The sequence below is a fragment of the Alteribacillus sp. HJP-4 genome (assembly GCF_042139015.1).
Classification (GTDB): Bacteria; Bacillota; Bacilli; order Bacillales; family Marinococcaceae; genus JBHIKY01.
Genome location: NZ_JBHIKY010000013.1, coordinates 1 through 17,700, shown reverse-complemented (window position 1 = coordinate 17,700; position 17,700 = coordinate 1). Strand labels below are relative to the sequence as shown.

Below are 17,700 nucleotides of genomic sequence, written 5' to 3'. Positions count from 1 at the left end.
TTTGAACACTAAAAATGTAAGTGCTTACAAGTTAATCTATCAGAAATTATGAAAATATTGATTAGCTTCTTTTTAGGTAAAATTGTGAATTTTTTAGTTTAGTCCTTTAAGCTCCCAAGCATAAATCCTTTTACAAAGTATCGCTGAAGAAAAGGATATATAAGAAGGATAGGCACTGTTGCAACGATTATGGTTGCCATTTTGATACCTTCCGGTGAACTTGAAAGCATAGACGAGTAAAAATCCGAAGTAGGGTCTGAGGTGAAATTTTCATCGATAATCATTTCACGCAATTTAATCTGTAAAGGGTACAGGCTCCTGTCTTCGATGAACATTAATGCCTGGAAATAGGTGTTCCAGTGAAATACCGCATAAAAAATACCGAGGGTTGCCATCGCAGGTTTTGAAAGCGGAAGAACGATTTGAAATAAAATACGGAGTTCACCCATTCCATCTATCCGGCTTGCTTCAATCAGTTCCTTAGGAATCTTCATAAAAAAGGAACGCATCACAAACATATTGAAAGCACTAATGGCCGTAGGGAAAATCAGGGCCCAAATAGTATTCGTCAATCCTAAGTTCTGTACAACCAGATAGGTTGGAATTAACGGAGCAGAAAAAATCATGGTGAAAAGAACCATCAGCAATAAAAATTTTCTGCCTAGTAATTCACTTCTGGATAAAGGATAAGCAAGGGATGCGGTTGCCAATAAATTAAATAACGTTCCAAACACTGTAATAAAAATAGTTATCCCAAAAGATCGCCAGATGCTCGCATCTTGAAAAACAAAGCTGTAATTATCGAGGGTGAATTCTACTGGGAGAAAACTGACCCTTCCTTGATCAATAGCGCTTGAACTACTGAAGGATTGTGCAATAACGTGGATGAATGGAAAGATCATAATACAAGATACAACAATAAGCAGTGTAAGATTGGAAAATAAAAATATTTTTCTGCCCCGGCTGATTTTAATAGCCATGCACTCCACCCTTTCTAATATAGACTATTTCCCGTTGCTTTGCGGCTGATAAAATTAGCTCCCATCAATAAAGTCAGCCCGACTACTGATTTGAAGATGCCAATTGCCGTGGTATAGCTGTATTGATTTTGAAGTAATCCTGCCTGATAAATATACGTATCAAATATTTCACCGTTTGCCCGGTTAAAAGGATTAAGGAAAACGTCGACACGCTCAAATCCAAAATCTAAAAAGTTTCCTATTTGAAGTAAAAATAACATCATTATTGTTGGCAGTAAGGTAGGTAGAGTAATACTCCAAGTCTGCTGCCAGCGGTTAGCTCCGTCGATATCAGCTGCCTCATACAGCTGTGGATTTATTCCAGAAAGAGCTGCAAGGTAAATAATTGTTCCCCAGCCCGTCTCTCTCCACATTCCTGATCCAACTATAATCGAACGTATATAGGTTTCTTCCCCTAGGAAATAAGTAGACTCAAAACCAAACCAGTTTAAAAAGTTATTTACCAACCCGGTGGAAGGGGATAATACACCGATAAATATACCGCTGATGATTACCCAGGATAAGAAATGGGGCATGTAAACCACTGTTTGTATAAGTCTTTTTGCCAAAACCTTGCGAACTTCATTTAACATAAGCGCTAATATAATTGGAGCTGAAAAACCAAAAATAATATCGTAAAAATTGATTAGGAGAGTATTTTTCAAAATTCGAAGAAAATCTGGATATTGAATCATCCTCTCAAAGTGATCCAATCCTACCCAAGGACTTCCTAATGTTCCTAGAAAAATACTGTAATCCTTAAAAGCAATAATAGAACCGAAAATAGGAATGTATTTGAAAATGACGAAATAAGCTATCCCCGGCAATGCAATTAAATAAAGAGCTTTTAGCTTCCATATGGATTTTAGCGTCTGTTTCGCATTCATTGCTGCCCCTCCTTTTAATTTTGCGATGATTTCATCCTATATTGTGAAAGGGCTTTCATCTATAGAAAGGATTTGGGGATATTTGTGTTTTTTTTGGATTTTGAAAAAGACAGAGCTGGAAAAAATGTTTTATTGCTAAATAAAAATAATAGTTTATAATAACAAATCATGAAAGCGCTTTAATAATAATAGGAGGTGAAGCTATGAAAATTTTAGTGGTGGAGGATGAGCCGCTGGTTCGAAAAGGCCTGGTAAAGTCGATGAAAAATATTCAGGTGGACGGATTTGAAACCAAATGTATAACTGAAGTGGAATATGCAGAAGATGCAGTACCTTTTTTAGAAGAAATGGAATTCGACATAATTTTTACAGACATTGAAGGAGGAGAAATGAATGGACTTGAGTTGATAGATCAGTGGAGAGAAAAGATTACATCTACTCAATGGGTAATTGTCTCTGGATATGACAGCTTCGAATATGCCCAGCAGGCCATTTCCTATGGGGTGAAGGAATATTTACTAAAACCAGTAACCAAGAAAAAACTAGCAGAAACAGTACAAAGGTGTGTACAGGGACTTCATGGAGAACGTAATGATTTTATAGGAGCAGGGGAAATAGAGGATATTCTCCAGATTCTCGAATCTTCTATATGGGAGTTGGATCGTTCAGCCGTGAAAATAGAGTTTCTAAGATGGCAGGAAAACATGATAAATCGGTCCCTGTCAAATAATTATTATTGCGATATACTCACTCATATCCTTGAGATTTTGTTTCATCGAATTAAAAATAAAGGAAGTCAATTATTACAGGCGTTTCAATGGAATCTGCCAAGCTCTTCCTGGGAAAACGCAAATACTAATTTTCTACAAAAGTGTATCGAACTTATTGAAATGATAGAACACAAACGAAAAGGAAACGAAGTGGATCCTATAGAAATGGCAAAAGAGTTTGTCTATCAACATATCGAAGAAGAAGTAGGATTGGATGAAGTAGCTGACAAACTGGGTTTAAATGCTTCTTATTTCAGTCAGTTATTTAAAAAAGAGACAGGGGAAACCTTTGTGAAATATAGAATTAGACTGCGCATGGAGAAGGCAAAGGAACTGCTGCTGAGAAAGGATATAAAAGTGATTGATATACCATACATGATAGGCTTAAATGATCATCCGCATTTCACCAAAACCTTTAAGAGATATACAGGCCATACACCTTCCAGCTTTCGGAGGAAGATGGGGGTGGATTGATGAGAAATTGGATGTATAGATTAAACATACAACAGCGTTTGTTATTATATTTTACGATAGTCATATTAGTATCCATCACCTTAGTAACCTGGTTAATATATCAGCAAACTACGAAAGAAATAAAAGATCAATCAGAAGCTAATCTGGAATACATTGTAGAAAATGCGAATTATCAAACAGACTTATTTGTTAAGGATTTAGAATACGCTACACTTCCCATACTGACAGAAAATAGAGTAAAAAGTTTTTTAGAACTTGAAGAAGAAGAGAGGCTGTCTCAGTACTACCATACTAAAGACATCAAAAAGATGATGAAGAGCTTTGAATTGAGAAATCAAAATATCAACTTAATATATTTACTTGGAGAAAATGGGCAGGCTGTATTCTCAGAGAATAATTTTTTTCAGGATGAAGATTCCTACTATGCTAAGGACATTTATGAAAGATTGTTAGAAACAACTCCTGAAAGTGGTAAAGTCAGCCTGCTCGGAAGTGAAAGCATCTATAACAATGAGTATGTCGTAAGTATTACAAGAAGAATGCGCGGATTTTCTTTCGTCCCGAAAGGAATTCTCGGTGTTGAAATCAATGCATCTGCCTTAGAACAGCTTTGGAACATAGCGCAGTTCGAGAACGGCACCTCTCTCTGGATTTTTGATGAATATAACAGAATTGTTTATCACCCAGAGCAAAAATGGGTAGGGAAGCCATTAGATAATCAGTTGAAGAAAAATATTTCCAGCAATACAAACGGTACCTTTACAGCGGATTGGGAAGAGGAGGAGATGTTATTTTATTATGACCGATCCCCTAACACCAATTGGACATTGGTAGCGATGAAGCCAAAAGAAGCGGTATACGAGCCAGTTTCAGGAATGAATAAAACTGCAATCATTGCGATAGGATCTTCCATACTTATTGCCCTTCTCATTTCTATAGTTTTTGCAAAAAGCATTGTTAAGCCACTGCGAAAAGTTCAAACGGGGATGAAAAAAATGGAAGTAGGCGAATGGGAAATAATAAAGCCGCTCAAAGGAACTGATGAAATAAGCAGCGTTGTTTCAAGCTATAATAAAATGATTAAAAGGTTGTCTGCTCTGGTAGACGATTTGTACGCTGCAGAAGTGAAAAACCACACTGTTATGTATGAAAAACAAAATATTGAACTGCAGGCACTGCAATCTCAGATTAATCCTCATTTTCTTCATAATACCCTTGAAACGATGAACGGTTACGCAATTTTAAATGATGCGGATGAAATTTCTGAAATGGCTTCAGCATTATCTCAAATGTTTCGATATTCTGTTCGAAATCTAGAAATCGTAACTCTTGAAGAAGAATTAAGCCATGTAAAGAATTTCTTGATTGTAGAAGAACATCGTTTTCAAAAATCATTTCAAATTGATCTTGACATCCCTTCCCTATTACAAAAAGAAGAAATCGTTAAGCTTTCCCTCCAGCCGCTTGTAGAGAATGCTATTCACCACGGACTTAGAAAAAAACGCTATGAAGGAGAAATCACTATCAGGGCGAGGAAGGAAGATAGCTGCTTAATGGTAGAGGTAATTGATAATGGAACTGGAATTTCACAGGAAAAACTTGCCGAAATTCAAAGTATTCTTAACGAAAAAGACGGGGAGAGAAGAAGTGAAAAAATGGGCATCGGTTTATGGAATGTAAACCGGCGCATTCAATTGATATTTGATGAAAACAGCGGATTAGAGGTTTTATCAAACGATGGAGAAGGAACAACAATACGCATGAAAATACCAAGAAAAGATCTCAGTAACCAAAGCGTTTCTTGAAAAAATAAAACGCTGCCAGCTTCATCAATATAACTAAAAAAAAACAAGATCAACATAAAAAGACTCCAAAAGAAATTTAACTCTTTCTGATAAAATTAGTGCAGAACGTAGAAGGCTTGAAAAGAAAGGAGAATGTCTGTGATTGGAGAATGGGAGAAAGCCGAACCAGGTGTACAAAGAAAAATATTTCCTCCCGGCAAACAAGTGATGATGATGGAAGTACATTTTAAAAAAGGAGCCCAGGGAAAACTGCACAAACATCCTCACGAACAATTGACTTACTGTAAAAAAGGTAGTTTTGAATTTACCATCTCTGGTGAAAGACATATCATCCATGAAGGTGAAACACTGGTGATTCCAGGAGATGAAGAACACGGTGCTGTTGCGTTGGAGCCCGGAATCCTATTAGACACCTTTACTCCTTTACGGCAGGATTTATTAAAATAATAATTACAATGGAAGTATCTAATTTAATTGGAAAGAGAGGTTCCGGCTTTGGAGGGGAGGCTTGCAGTTTTAACTGATTGGATTTATTTTTTATTTTTAATACAGATGATGTGGTTTGCAGGAGTTTTGACCGGAGGGTTAGTTTTAGGATTGATCCCCTCCACTTATGCTGTTTTTGCTGTAATAAGAAAGCGGTTACAAAATAAAGATGTAAAGTTTTCTCGTTGTTTTTGGCAATGTTATAAACTATTTTTTTGGCAGTTACAGGCTCCAGGCTTGGTGTGGATACTGATTGGAGTCTTTATCTATTATGATATTAGACTGCTTTTAAGTTATCAGCACATTGCTGGATTTATTACTGGAAGTGTATTTGTAAGTCTTTTGCTTATTTACATTTTAGCTACTATTCTCCTTTTTCCGATATCCGCTCATTATGAACTGTCCACCTTTAACAAGGTCCGTCTTGCTGTACTTATCGCGATCACTATGCCAAATATTTCTATCGTTTTAACTGCAGGAACTCTCGCTTTTTATTTTGCGGTCTCTTCTTTTCCTATTTTGTTGTTGTTTTTTGGGTTAAGTGTACCTGCACTTTTATATACTAAATTCGCCATGAGAGCTTTTGAAAAAATGGATGATCGAGATTTTATCAGAAATGTAAAGGAAAGTATTTAGCAGTTGATAAATAGTAAAAAACAGAGAGGAACGTTAATTATGCTGGACTTGAAAGGAAAAAAAGCACTCGTAACAGGAGGCGGGACAGGTATTGGAAGAGGAATAGCACTTGCGCTCGCTGAAGCCGGCTCCGATGTAGTAGTTCATTATGGTAAAAACGCTGCAGGAGCAGAGGAAGTAGTAAATGAGATTAAAAATATGGGCAGGCAGTCGCTGGCAGTACAAGGAGATGTTTTAAAGAGAGAGGAAATCGAAACGTTCGTAAAACAAACAGCTGATTTTTTTAATCAGCGAATAGATATTCTCGTAAATAATGCAGGGCATATGGTAGAGAGGTCCTCTGTCGAAGAAATGAGCGAAGAACTGTGGCACAAAGTAATCGACGTTAACGTAACAAGCACCTTTTTAGTTTCTAAATTTATGATTCCTTTCATGAAGAGTTCCGGCGGACGTATCGTCAATATGTCTTCACTGGCTGCTCATAACGGAGGGGGACCGGGAGCATCAGCGTATTCCGCCTCTAAAGCTGCCGTAATTGCCTTTTCAAAAGGACTGGCAAAAGAACTTGCACCACATTCTATTTCTGTAAATAATGTTGCACCAGGTTTTATTGGAAATACTCCTTTCCATGACACATTTAACACAAAAGAAGGCAGAGAAAATGCCGTCAAAGGTATTCCACTCCAAAGAGCAGGTGTGCCGGAGGACGTGGCAGGTGCTGTACTATATTTTGTCTCCGATTTGGGAAGCTTCATCACTGGTGAGACGATTGAGATAAACGGCGGGGCATTTATGAGATAAATATCTTAAGGGGGCTTTCCCATGATTAATTTATTCTCACTCAAAGGAAAAACTGCCCTTGTAACAGGCGCCAGCCGCGGATTAGGACAAGGAATGGCCGCAGCATTATCTAACGCTGGAGCTGTCATAATCGGCACAGGTACAAGGGATTTGACAAATACCAAACGAAAAATAGAAGCAGAAGGCGGCGTATTTCATTCGTTGATCACTGATTTATCAAAGGCTGGTTCAGCAGCACAACTGGCAGTTGATGCTGAAGCAGTGACTGGCCGAATAGATATTCTTGTAAACAATGCAGGTATTATAAGGCGTAAAGAATCAGAAAACTTCTCAGACAATGACTGGCTGGATGTAATTCAAGTAAATCAGCACACTGTGTTTCAACTGAGCAGAGAAGTAGGAAGCCATATGATTAAAAATGGCAATGGCAAAATCATAAACATTGCCTCTATGCTGTCATTTCAAGGTGGATTAAAGGTACCTGCGTATACAGCAAGTAAGCATGCTGTTGCAGGATTAACAAAGTCGCTTGCGAATGAATGGGCAAATAAAGGAATAAATGTAAATGCGATCGCTCCAGGCTACATGGCAACAGATAATACAGAACCGCTTCGTAAGGATGAGAAACGAAACGAATTTATTACTTCTCGCATTCCTCAGAATAGATGGGGTACACCAAAGGATATGCATGGTGCTGTTATTTTTCTCGCGTCAGAAGCTTCTGCTTACGTGAATGGGCATATTTTGTGTGTGGATGGAGGATGGATGAGTTCATAATTGGCAAAGGGGAAATTAATCATGGAAATCAAGTACTCCGTAAACCCAAAAGATATGAAACAATATGATACTAAACGATTGAGAGAAGAATTTCTAGCTGAAAACATATTTAATGAAGGAAAAATTACGATGGTGTATTCTCATTATGATCGCATGATCACTGGCGGAATTATTCCATTGGAAAGATCTTTACGGCTGGAAGATCAGAAGACTTTAAAAACTGCGTATTTTTTAGAAAGAAGAGAAGCTGGAGTCGTAAATATTTCAGAAGGGAAAGGGATAGTCACGGTGGATGGAGAAGAATACCCTTTAGGTAAACGTGATTGTCTGTATATTGGAATGGGTAAGAAAAACGTAACATTTAAAAGTGAAGACCAGGATCACCCGGCCAAATTCTATATTGTCTCAGCGGGAGCACACAAAGAATATCCAACAAAAAAGCTTCCTTTAGAAGAGGCGACTCCAAATCATATGGGAGCAGATAGTGAATCCAACAAACGAACAATTTATCAGTATATCCACGAAAATGGAATTAAAAGCTGTCAATTAATGATGGGAATGACGCTGCTTGCTCCTAATAATATGTGGAATACGATGCCTCCTCATTTGCATGAACGCCGAATGGAAGCATATTTATATTTTGATATGACTGAGGAGGCAAAAGTTTTTCATTTTATGGGCAAACCTGAAGAAACACGGCATCTTGTTGTGAATAATGAACAAGTCGTATTTTCTCCATCGTGGTCTATCCATTCTGGCGTTGGAACGGAGAATTATACTTTTATATGGGCAATGGTGGGTGAAAATTATACTTTCACTGACATGGATATGGTGAACATTAACGAATTAAAATAAAAAAAATTAAAGGCGTCTGGATGCCAGGCGTCTTTTTCTAAATTAAAGGAAAAAATTAATCTTAAAAGGAGCTGCCAAATGAAGCTGGCATTTACTACCCTCGGGTGTCCAGGATGGAATTTAGATCAGATTATTTCTAACGCGGTGAAGAGTGGATTCGATGGCGTAGACTTCAGAGGATATATGGGAGAGCTTAACATTTATAATCTTCCGGAATTCACCAGTGATCTGGAGTATACAAAGAAAAAATTTAAGGAGGCTTCATTGGAAATTCCATGTTTTTCAAGCTCAATACGATTGTTTACAACTTCTCCAGAGGAGCATGAAAAGCATGTAAAAGAGTTTCACAGTTATGCAAAGCTATGTCAAGAATTCCATACCCCATATATTAGAGTGTTCGGAGGTAAAATTGGAAAAACACTCAGAGCTGATGCTACTTGTAAAATCCTTGATAACTTAAAGGATTACGTGCAATTAGCGGAAAAATATCAAGTTACCTTATTACTGGAAACACATGATGATTGGACAAATTGTGAATTTGTCAACGAAATTTTAGAGCGTTTAGATTCAGACTTTCTGTATGTTCTTTGGGATATTCACCACCCTTACCGTACAGTGCAAGAAGCTCCGGAAAGAACCTGGGAGTTATTAGGTGAGAAGATAAAGTACACTCATTGGAAAGATTCATATATTGCTCCAGAAAATAAAAGAGGGTATCAGCTATGTTTATTGGGAGAGGGAGACGTTCCATTGGAAAAAATTTATACCCTTCTCAGAACAAATAATTATGATGGCTATTTTACACTCGAATGGGAAAAATTATGGTGGCCGGACCTAGCAGAGCCGGAAATAGCGTTTTCACAATACTCCGATTTCATGAGAACTCTGTTCTCCCGCAAACTGTAAAGAACTTAAGAAAGGATTTATATAAGAAGCCTGCACGCTGAAAAACAAGCTGTTAAAATAAATAGAGAACGTTTAAGCCAAACATAGAAGGTGATAGTAGGTGAAATTTACATTAAGGTGGTTTGGAGAGGAGGATCCCGTAAGCCTGGCCTATATTAAACAAATTCCAGGAGTAACCGGGATTGTTTCTGCTGTCTATGATATTCCTGTCGGCGAGGTCTGGCCGCAGGAAAAAATCAGGCAGCTGCGGAAGGAAATTGAGTCGCACAATCTGTCATTGGAGGTTATTGAAAGTGTACCGGTGCACGAAGATATTAAGCTCGGTAAAAGAGAAGCTTCGAGTTATGTAGAAAATTACAAACAGACGCTGAGAAATCTTGCAGCTGAAGGCATTGAAACGGTGTGCTATAATTTCATGCCTGTGTTTGACTGGACCCGTTCCCAGCTCGATTTTGTTCTGCCGGATGACTCCACTGCTCTTATTTATGATCATGAGCATATTACCTCAGTTGATCCTTTAAGCGGAGAATTGACTCTTCCCGGCTGGGATGCAAGCTATGAAAACAACGAGTTGAAAGAGGTAATTGATGAGTTTAAGCTTCTGACAGAAGAGGATATGTGGAAGAATATTAATTCATTTCTGCAGGAGGTAATTCCTGTCGCAGAGGAAGTCGGAATTAACATGGCAATTCATCCGGATGATCCGCCATGGTCAATTTTTGGTCTGCCGCGAATTATTACGAATCAGGAAAATGTTCAGCGGTTCCTGAATTTATATGATAGTCCTAATAATGGCCTGACGTTGTGCTCTGGATCTTATGGAGCTCTGCCTGCAAATGATATTCCACAAATGATCCGCACTTTCGGCTCTCAGGGGAAGATCCATTTTGCGCACTGCCGCAATATAAAAAGAACAAAGAATAAATCGTTTGAAGAATCTTCCCATCTTTCATCTGACGGGTCATTGGATATGGTTGAAATAATGAAAGCATATGATGAAACTGGGTTTACCGGGCCGATACGTCCTGACCACGGCAGAATGATCTGGGGGGAGACAGGACGTCCCGGGTACGGTCTATATGACCGCGCCCTCGGAGCTTCTTACCTGCGTGGGATTTGGGAAACATTACAGAAAACGAAATAGACAAGGATGGTTGTTTATGAATGTGCCATTTCATGTTGATTTGGATGGAAAAACAGCAGTAGTTACCGGTGGAAGCGGTGTATTGGGAAAAGAGATGGCATTTGCTCTGGCTGCCTGTGGAGCAAAAGTGGCTGTCATAGGCAGATCGAAAGACAAGCTTGATATTGTCGTAAAGGAAATCAAAGAGAATCATGGAAAAGCCCTCGCTGTTCCGGCAAATGTACTCTCTAAAGTGGAACTGCAGCAGGCTTACCAGACGATCCAATCAGAGCTGGGAGCGTGTGATATCCTTATTAATGGCGCCGGTGGAAATCATCCCAGCGGCACTACTACAAAGGATACTCTTGAGCCCCAGGACCTCCATAACGTAGAGGAGGACACCAGGACTTTCTTTGATTTGGACGAAGATGGGGTAGATTTTGTTATGCGTTTGAATTTCCTAGGCACTCTGCTCCCTTCTCAAGTATTTACGAAACAAATGGCTGAAAAGGGAGAAGGAGTCATTATCAATGTTTCCTCGATGAACGCATTTTCGCCGTTGACCCGTATACCGGCATACAGTGGAGCAAAAGCAGCTGTCAGTAATTTTACCCAATGGCTGGCTGTTCACCTCGCCCCCACTGGTGTTAGAGTTAACGCAATTGCCCCGGGATTCTTTCTCACAGAACAGAACAGATCTCTTCTATTAAAAGAAGATGGTTCATTGACGGAACGAGCGGATAAAATACTCAGCCAGACCCCGGCAGAAAGATTTGGAAGAGCAGAAGAGCTTACGGGCACACTGCTCTGGCTTGCTGATAACCGTTCCTCCAGTTTTGTGAACGGAATAGTCGTTCCGATCGACGGTGGATTTTCCGCCTATTCAGGAGTTTAGTGCAAAGAATACCACATTATTTAGGGCGCAGCTGTCCAAAGACCTGCAGGCATAGTATAATCAAAGCAAATCAAACTACATGTATTGCTTTGGAGGTATAACACCATGGCAGGGGCATCCCAAAAACCGCCGATTCGAGAGATTGAATTATATGAAAGCAAGCATAATGAAAAAGATGTCGTAACGAATCATTACCATAAAACTCATCAAATCCTATACGTACTCGAAGGAAATGGCACATGCACACTCGACAAAAAAGAGCATAAGCTTGAGCTGGATAATATGGCGCTTATTCCGCCTTATACGCATCATTCGATCCTATCCACTTCAAAAATGACAATTCTCGTACTGGAATGGAACGAAAATGCGTTAAGCAGTGCCGTTCGAAATGAACTGCTTTATCCAGTTTTTGATTCCGCGAGAGTAGTGAAGCAGAGCCTGTTTGACAGCAGTGAACTTCGTCAGCTTTTACGAAAAATGCTGTATGAACAGTCTCACGGGGACTCCCTTCGCTTCCTCGCTTTGAAAATTTTTCTCGCCGAAATATTAGTCGTTCTTTATCGTTCAGCTCAGACATCACAGGTAGCAGACACAAACATGCTGAGGGCGGAATGGCTCCGGAACTATATCGATACTCATTATTTTGAAATTACGAGCTCAGAGGATATGGCCAATAAAATGAGTATGAGTACACGTTACGTTCACAGTATCTTTAAAGATTTTTATGAAAAAACCCCGATGCAGTATTTAACCGAGGTCCGGCTTGAGCTGGTGAAAAAGATGCTGATTGAAACAAATAAAGACATTGCATCAATCTGTTTTGAGGTAGGATTTGAATCTGTGTCAACGTTTTACAGAGTATTTAAAAAATATATGGGGATTCCGCCATATAAATACAGAACCTCTCACCAGGACCCCGAGTTATTCGAAAATGAATAACCGGGGTTTTTTACAGGCGTAAATTGAGAATTTCGTTGATACAATTCCCCTCCTGCATGGATAAGCCCCGTTAAGCACTTAACGTATCGTTCAGCTTACAGATAATTCTCTACAATCAAACTCATTTCCGATATTGAGACCAACCTTCTATATCTAGTAAGACAGAATGTATGCGTTTTATTAAGATTAAGATACATTCAAGCAATCAGAGAGGGGAATTAAGATGTCCACACATAAAATAGGCATAATCATGAATGGGGTTACAGGCCGGATGGGTACGAACCAGCACTTGATCCGATCCATTAAAGCAATTCGTGAACAAGGCGGCGTGGCACTCGGAGATGGTGAATTTCTGATGCCGGACCCGATTCTTGTGGGCAGAAACGAAGGTAAACTGCAAAGGCTGGCAGAAGCACATGGTATTTCCAGATACAGTACAAATCTAGAAGCGTGTCTCGATGATTCCTATAATGTAATTTATTTTGATTCACAGACGACGGTGCGCCGTGCGGAAAGCATTAAGCAGGCCATCCAGGCAGGCAAGCACATTTATTGTGAAAAACCTACTGCAACGTCACTTGAAGGCTCCGTTGAACTGGCCCGCCTTGCTCGAGAAGCCGGCGTGAAAAACGGCGTGGTACAGGATAAATTGTTCCTGCCAAGTCTTTTGAAAATGAAGCGGCTGGTTGATTCCGGATTCTTTGGGGAAATTCTCTCCGTCAAATTAGATTTCGGTTACTGGGTTTTTGAAGGAGACTGGCAGGATGGCCAGCGCCCATCCTGGAATTACCGGGAAGAAGACGGCGGCGGCATTATTGTAGACATGTTTGCGCACTGGCGTTATGTGATTGACAATCTCTTCGGTAATGTAAAATCTGTTTCCTGCCTGGGAGCAACGCATATTCCAGAGCGAGTGGATGAAGAAGGAAATAAATACAAAGCTACTGCTGATGATGCAGCATACGCCATTTTTGAACTGGAAAACGGAGTGATTGTGCAGGCAAATTCCTCCTGGGCAACGCGGGTCAACCGTGACGACCTTTTGACTATTCAAGTTGACGGCAAGCTCGGAAGTGCGGTAGCCGGTCTCCGCGATTGCAAGGTGCAGCATCGTGTAAACACTCCAAAACCGACGTGGAATCCGGACATTCCGAATCCGTTCGACTTTGAAGAGCAATGGGAGGAAGTGCCGGATAACGCAGTTTTTGATAATGCGTTTAAAGTACAGTGGGAAATGTTCTTAAAGCATGTACATCAAGACGAGGCTTTCCCATGGGATCTGCTGGAAGGTGCGAAAGGTACACAGCTTTCCGACCTTGGCCTGCAGTCATGGAAGGAACGCCGTTTTGTCGATGTACCGGATATTAAGCTGTAGGAGGATGTAAATGATGAGTCTATCTTTAACACTCCCGAAGGCGGGAGGAGAATTATACACGTATACTCCCAGTCAAGCGGCTCCCTTTAAGGTTCAGAAAGGAAAGAAGTTTCAAAAGCGGACGGCGTTTTCAGCTGCGCATGTCGTAAGTGATCCACTTTCTGATACAGATCCGCTTCAAAATGCCCAAATAGACTGGAAAGCGACAATGGAATACCGTCATTATTTATGGGAGCTTGGCTTTGGTGTCGCGGAAGCGATGGATACTGCCCAGCGGGGCATGGGTCTCAGCTATGAGAACGCCAAAGAATTGATCAGCCGTTCCATCAAGGAAGCAGACAAGGTAGATGGCCTGATTGCATGCGGAACCGGGACAGATCAATTAGCTCCCGGCCAGGACGTAACGCTTCAGCAGGTGGAGGATGCGTACCGGGAACAATGTGAATTTGTTGAAGGAGAAGGCGGCCGGATCATTTTAATGGCAAGTCGTGCACTGGCTGCTTCAGCCCAAAGCCCGGAGGATTATGAAAAAATTTATGGCAATATCCTTCGAAGTGTTAAGCAGCCCGTGATCCTTCACTGGCTCGGGGATATGTTCGACCCGGCGCTGAAGGGATATTGGGGTCATGAGGATATTGATCAGGCGATGAATGTCTGCTTAAAGATTATTCGGGATAATGAAGATAAAGTTGACGGCATTAAGATTTCACTGCTGGATGCGCAGAAAGAAATTGATATGCGCCGGCTGCTTCCGGACACGGTCCGCATGTATACAGGGGATGATTTTAATTATCCAACCCTGATCAAAGGTGATGAGCAAGGTTACAGCCACGCGCTGTTAGGTATTTTTGACGCCATTGCGCCGGCTGCTTCCGCTGCTCTTCACGCACTGGATGAAGGGAAACTGGAAAAGTATGATGAGATATTAGAAAAAACGGTACCTTTATCACGGCATATTTTCCAAAAACCTACTTTCGCTTATAAGACTGGAGTTGTGTTTATGGCATATTTGAACGGGCATCAGTCTCATTTCCGCATGATTGGCGGTGCGGAGGGCTCGCGTTCCATCGTCCACCTTGCTGACTTATTTGTCATGGCGGACGATGCCGGCCTTCTCCTTGAACCGGAAATGGCCGTGAAAAGAATGCAGCTTGTACTTGAACAGGCAGGTGTCAGACAGGAGGTAAAGACGCTATGAGTGAAGCTCCATCCATTGAACGACTCAGTTTAAATCAAATTACAACGGAGAGCTGGAATCTTGAAGAAGCTGTCCAGGGCTGCGTACGGCAGGAAGTACCGTGGATCTCCGTATGGCGCCATAAAATTCACGAAATCGGATTAAAGCAGAGCCGAAAGCTAATTCAAGATGCTGGATTGCAGGTATCAAGCGTCTGCCGGGGTGGAATGTTTCCAGCAGAGTCGGCGTCAGAGAGAAAAGAAAAAATAGAAGACAACCGCCGTGCAATTGAAGAAGCGGCAGAGCTTGGCACGGATGTGCTGGTGCTTGTCTGCGGCCCTCCGTCAAGTCGCGACATTGACAGTGCGAGAAAATGGGTCGAAGAAGGTATTGAAGAGCTGGTGCCGTTTGCTGAAAAGCATGGAGTTAAGCTTGGTATTGAACCGCTGCATCCAATGTATGCGGCTGACCGATCTGTCATTTCCACACTTGGCCAGGCAAATACAATCAGCGAAAACGTGAACACTTCCCAGGTCGGGGTTGTAGTCGATGTATTTCATGTTTGGTGGGACCCTGAGCTGTATAAAGAAATTCAACGTGCAGGCAGGAATATTCTCGGTTTTCATGTGTCGGACTGGGTGGTGCCTATGCCGGATATGTTCAAGGGCAGAGGGATGATGGGAGACGGCATTATTGAACTGCGCAGGATGAGAAAAGCGGTGGAAGAGGCAGGTTACCACGGTCCGATTGAAGTGGAAATTATTAATCAGGCTATCTGGGATCAGCCCGGAGATGAAACGTTAAAGCAAATGAAAGCAAGTTATCTGGAGCACGTATAACAAAGCCTCAGCATTCGTTGAAGCAAAAAGATAGTGCACAGGAGTGGAGAGATAAATAGATGAAAGAATAAAATACAGCCACTGCAGGTTCGTGGCTGTATCTCTTTATACTTTCAGGTAGGAATAGTGGATGAAAAGTTTAAGAAAACTATCGAATTATAGTTTTAATATATTGAATTTTTTGATTAATGAAAAAAGGAGGGCATATTCCATGTCTATGAGAGAGAAAGCATTAAAAATGCATAGAGAGCAGAACGGCAAAATTGGAACGCATTCGAAGATCACACTCGAAAGCAATCAAGACTTAGGATTGGCCTATTCTCCAGGAGTGGCAGAGCCATGCAAGGAAATAAGCAATAATATTGATGACGTATATGAGTATACAAGCAAAGGCAATCTGGTAGCCGTCGTCAGCAATGGTTCCGCTGTGCTCGGTCTCGGTAACATTGGGCCGGAGGCATCCATGCCGGTGATGGAAGGAAAGTCAATTTTGTTTAAAGAATTTGCGAATGTCGATGCTTTCCCTTTATGCATCAACAACAAAGACCCGGAAAGCTTTATTACTACTGTAAAAGCACTAGAACCTACCTTCGGCGGAATTAATCTGGAGGATATCGCTTCTCCTGATTGTTTTATCATCGAAGAAACATTAAAAAAAGAACTGAATATACCGGTTTTTCATGATGATCAGCATGGAACGGCCATTGTTACGCTGGCAGGGCTGATCAATGCTCTGAAGCTTGTTGGAAAAACGGTCCAGAATTCTAAAATAATCATTAACGGAGCCGGTGCGGCAGGGATCGCAGTCACAAAGCTGTTATTGTCTCTTGGCAGCAAGGATATTATTATGTGTGATTCCAGAGGGGCCATATATGAAGGACGAACCGAACGAATGAACGTGCTTAAGGATGAAATGGCTGCTGTCACTAACCACAATCAAATTGCCGGTACTCTTGATGAGGTGATAAAAAAAGCCGATGTCGTGATCGGTGTTTCCACAGCCGGATGTATTTCGCAGGAAATGGTGCAATCAATGGCAGAGGATCCAATCATTTTTGCGATGGCGAATCCTGAGCCGGAAATCCTCCCTGATGCCGCAAAAGAAGCCGGGGTGAGAGTTATTGGAACAGGGCGCTCTGATTTTCCAAATCAGGTCAATAATGTCCTTGCATTTCCCGGAGTTTTCCGCGGAGCACTGGACGTGCGTGCCTCAGAGATTAATGAAGAAATGAAAATTGCTGCCGCTCATGCCATCGCCGGCTTGATCGAAGACCATGAATTGAACGAGGATTATGTCATTCCCAATCCGCTCGATAAACGAGTCGTCAAAGAAGTCGCCGATGCAGTAGCTCTTGCAGCCATAAAATCGGGGGCGGCGAAGCATAAAATCGTAAACAAGGTAAACGCATAGTTCTGTTTATAATAAACTTTCAGTCACACGGGTTTCTCAATTTAGAGCCCCGTGTGTTTTTTTCTTACAATTATCAATCGAGTCAATTCTTGGTTCCGCTATTTCCTCCAAACAGCACCGTTTTAAGACGCTGCCGGACATTGGTTCCGTTATCAGCTGAAAAGGGAGCCAAATTCTCTGTCATTCAGACAAATAGCGTACCTCATGTCCGCCTGCACCACTCGATAGAATTTTCGAGAAGACGGGGACTCCAGGTCAAACAACTAAAAAACGCAATTTAACGCAAAGGGGCTGTAGCAAAGGCCCCTTTTTATAGAAAAAGTAGTAACCTAAATAGAAGATAGCAGGGGACAAGTCCGAAGACTCCAGTGGGAAGAGCAGCGAGGCTGCTGAAAAAGTACCCGATAAAATACGATTTTTGGCTAGAAAACAAAATTGTTTTCTAGTCTTTTTCATGTGTGAGATATAATATAAATATCAAACAAAAAAGAGGTGATTTTCTGGTGTTAAATAATCAAACTTCCC

17 protein-coding genes are annotated in these 17,700 nt (G+C 41.1%); 15 read left to right on the top strand and 2 right to left on the bottom strand.

Going from position 1 to position 17,700, the window contains the following annotated elements:
• Window positions 1-98: 98 nt before the first annotated feature.
• Window positions 99-980 (bottom strand): carbohydrate ABC transporter permease, encoded by an 882-nt coding sequence (locus ACE4RR_RS13155; RefSeq protein WP_375535887.1) that lies wholly within the window; start codon window positions 978-980, stop codon window positions 99-101.
• 14 nt (window positions 981-994) lie between these two features.
• The gene (locus tag ACE4RR_RS13150) at window positions 995-1,906 is read right to left on the bottom strand and encodes an ABC transporter permease (protein ID WP_375535886.1); all 912 of its coding nucleotides are present in this window, start codon (window positions 1,904-1,906) and stop codon (window positions 995-997) included.
• 203 nt (window positions 1,907-2,109) lie between these two features.
• On the opposite strand from ACE4RR_RS13150, the gene ACE4RR_RS13145 reads away from it, so the two are divergent.
• The 15 genes from ACE4RR_RS13145 to ACE4RR_RS13075 all read left to right on the top strand — a co-directional run bounded on the left by ACE4RR_RS13145 (window position 2,110) and on the right by ACE4RR_RS13075 (window position 17,175).
• On the top strand, window positions 2,110-3,150 hold the full coding sequence (locus ACE4RR_RS13145; protein ID WP_375535885.1) for a response regulator transcription factor: 1,041 nt from the start codon (window positions 2,110-2,112) through the stop codon (window positions 3,148-3,150).
• The gene (locus ACE4RR_RS13140; protein ID WP_375535884.1) at window positions 3,150-4,955 is read left to right on the top strand and encodes a sensor histidine kinase; all 1,806 of its coding nucleotides are present in this window, start codon (window positions 3,150-3,152) and stop codon (window positions 4,953-4,955) included. Before ACE4RR_RS13145 ends, ACE4RR_RS13140 begins: the two co-directional genes overlap by 1 nt.
• 132 nt (window positions 4,956-5,087) lie before the next feature.
• On the top strand, window positions 5,088-5,402 hold the full coding sequence (locus tag ACE4RR_RS13135; protein ID WP_375535883.1) for a cupin domain-containing protein: 315 nt from the start codon (window positions 5,088-5,090) through the stop codon (window positions 5,400-5,402).
• Window positions 5,403-5,429: 27 nt separating this feature from the next.
• Window positions 5,430-6,077: a YesL family protein gene (locus ACE4RR_RS13130; protein ID WP_375535882.1), complete on the top strand. Its 648-nt coding sequence runs from the start codon at window positions 5,430-5,432 to the stop codon at window positions 6,075-6,077.
• A gap of 36 nt (window positions 6,078-6,113) precedes the next feature.
• Window positions 6,114-6,878: an SDR family NAD(P)-dependent oxidoreductase gene (locus ACE4RR_RS13125; RefSeq protein WP_375535957.1), complete on the top strand. Its 765-nt coding sequence runs from the start codon at window positions 6,114-6,116 to the stop codon at window positions 6,876-6,878.
• Window positions 6,879-6,899: 21 nt separating this feature from the next.
• Window positions 6,900-7,655, top strand: a complete 756-nt coding sequence (gene kduD, locus ACE4RR_RS13120) for a 2-dehydro-3-deoxy-D-gluconate 5-dehydrogenase KduD (RefSeq protein ID WP_375535881.1) — start codon at window positions 6,900-6,902, stop codon at window positions 7,653-7,655.
• Window positions 7,656-7,676: 21 nt separating this feature from the next.
• Window positions 7,677-8,510 carry a 5-dehydro-4-deoxy-D-glucuronate isomerase gene (gene kduI, locus ACE4RR_RS13115; RefSeq protein WP_375535880.1) on the top strand — a complete coding sequence of 278 codons (834 nt, stop codon included), beginning with the start codon at window positions 7,677-7,679 and terminating at the stop codon, window positions 8,508-8,510.
• A gap of 78 nt (window positions 8,511-8,588) precedes the next feature.
• On the top strand, window positions 8,589-9,416 hold the full coding sequence (locus tag ACE4RR_RS13110; protein ID WP_375535879.1) for a sugar phosphate isomerase/epimerase family protein: 828 nt from the start codon (window positions 8,589-8,591) through the stop codon (window positions 9,414-9,416).
• Window positions 9,417-9,516: 100 nt separating this feature from the next.
• Window positions 9,517-10,560: a mannonate dehydratase gene (gene uxuA, locus ACE4RR_RS13105; protein ID WP_375535878.1), complete on the top strand. Its 1,044-nt coding sequence runs from the start codon at window positions 9,517-9,519 to the stop codon at window positions 10,558-10,560.
• A gap of 16 nt (window positions 10,561-10,576) precedes the next feature.
• Entirely contained in the window at window positions 10,577-11,434 is an 858-nt protein-coding gene (locus ACE4RR_RS13100) for an SDR family oxidoreductase (RefSeq protein WP_375535877.1), read from the top strand.
• 105 nt (window positions 11,435-11,539) lie between these two features.
• Window positions 11,540-12,373, top strand: a complete 834-nt coding sequence (locus ACE4RR_RS13095) for an AraC family transcriptional regulator (RefSeq protein ID WP_375535876.1) — start codon at window positions 11,540-11,542, stop codon at window positions 12,371-12,373.
• Window positions 12,374-12,596: 223 nt separating this feature from the next.
• Window positions 12,597-13,748, top strand: a complete 1,152-nt coding sequence (locus ACE4RR_RS13090; RefSeq protein WP_375535875.1) for a Gfo/Idh/MocA family protein — start codon at window positions 12,597-12,599, stop codon at window positions 13,746-13,748.
• A 13-nt stretch (window positions 13,749-13,761) separates the two neighbouring features.
• Window positions 13,762-14,946 (top strand): dihydrodipicolinate synthase family protein, encoded by a 1,185-nt coding sequence (locus ACE4RR_RS13085; RefSeq protein WP_375535956.1) that lies wholly within the window; start codon window positions 13,762-13,764, stop codon window positions 14,944-14,946.
• Window positions 14,943-15,764, top strand: a complete 822-nt coding sequence (locus tag ACE4RR_RS13080) for a sugar phosphate isomerase/epimerase family protein (RefSeq protein WP_375535874.1) — start codon at window positions 14,943-14,945, stop codon at window positions 15,762-15,764. The genes ACE4RR_RS13085 and ACE4RR_RS13080 overlap by 4 nt, the downstream gene beginning before the upstream one ends.
• 211 nt (window positions 15,765-15,975) lie before the next feature.
• On the top strand, window positions 15,976-17,175 hold the full coding sequence (locus ACE4RR_RS13075) for an NAD(P)-dependent malic enzyme (RefSeq protein WP_375535873.1): 1,200 nt from the start codon (window positions 15,976-15,978) through the stop codon (window positions 17,173-17,175).
• Window positions 17,176-17,700 lie beyond the last annotated feature (525 nt).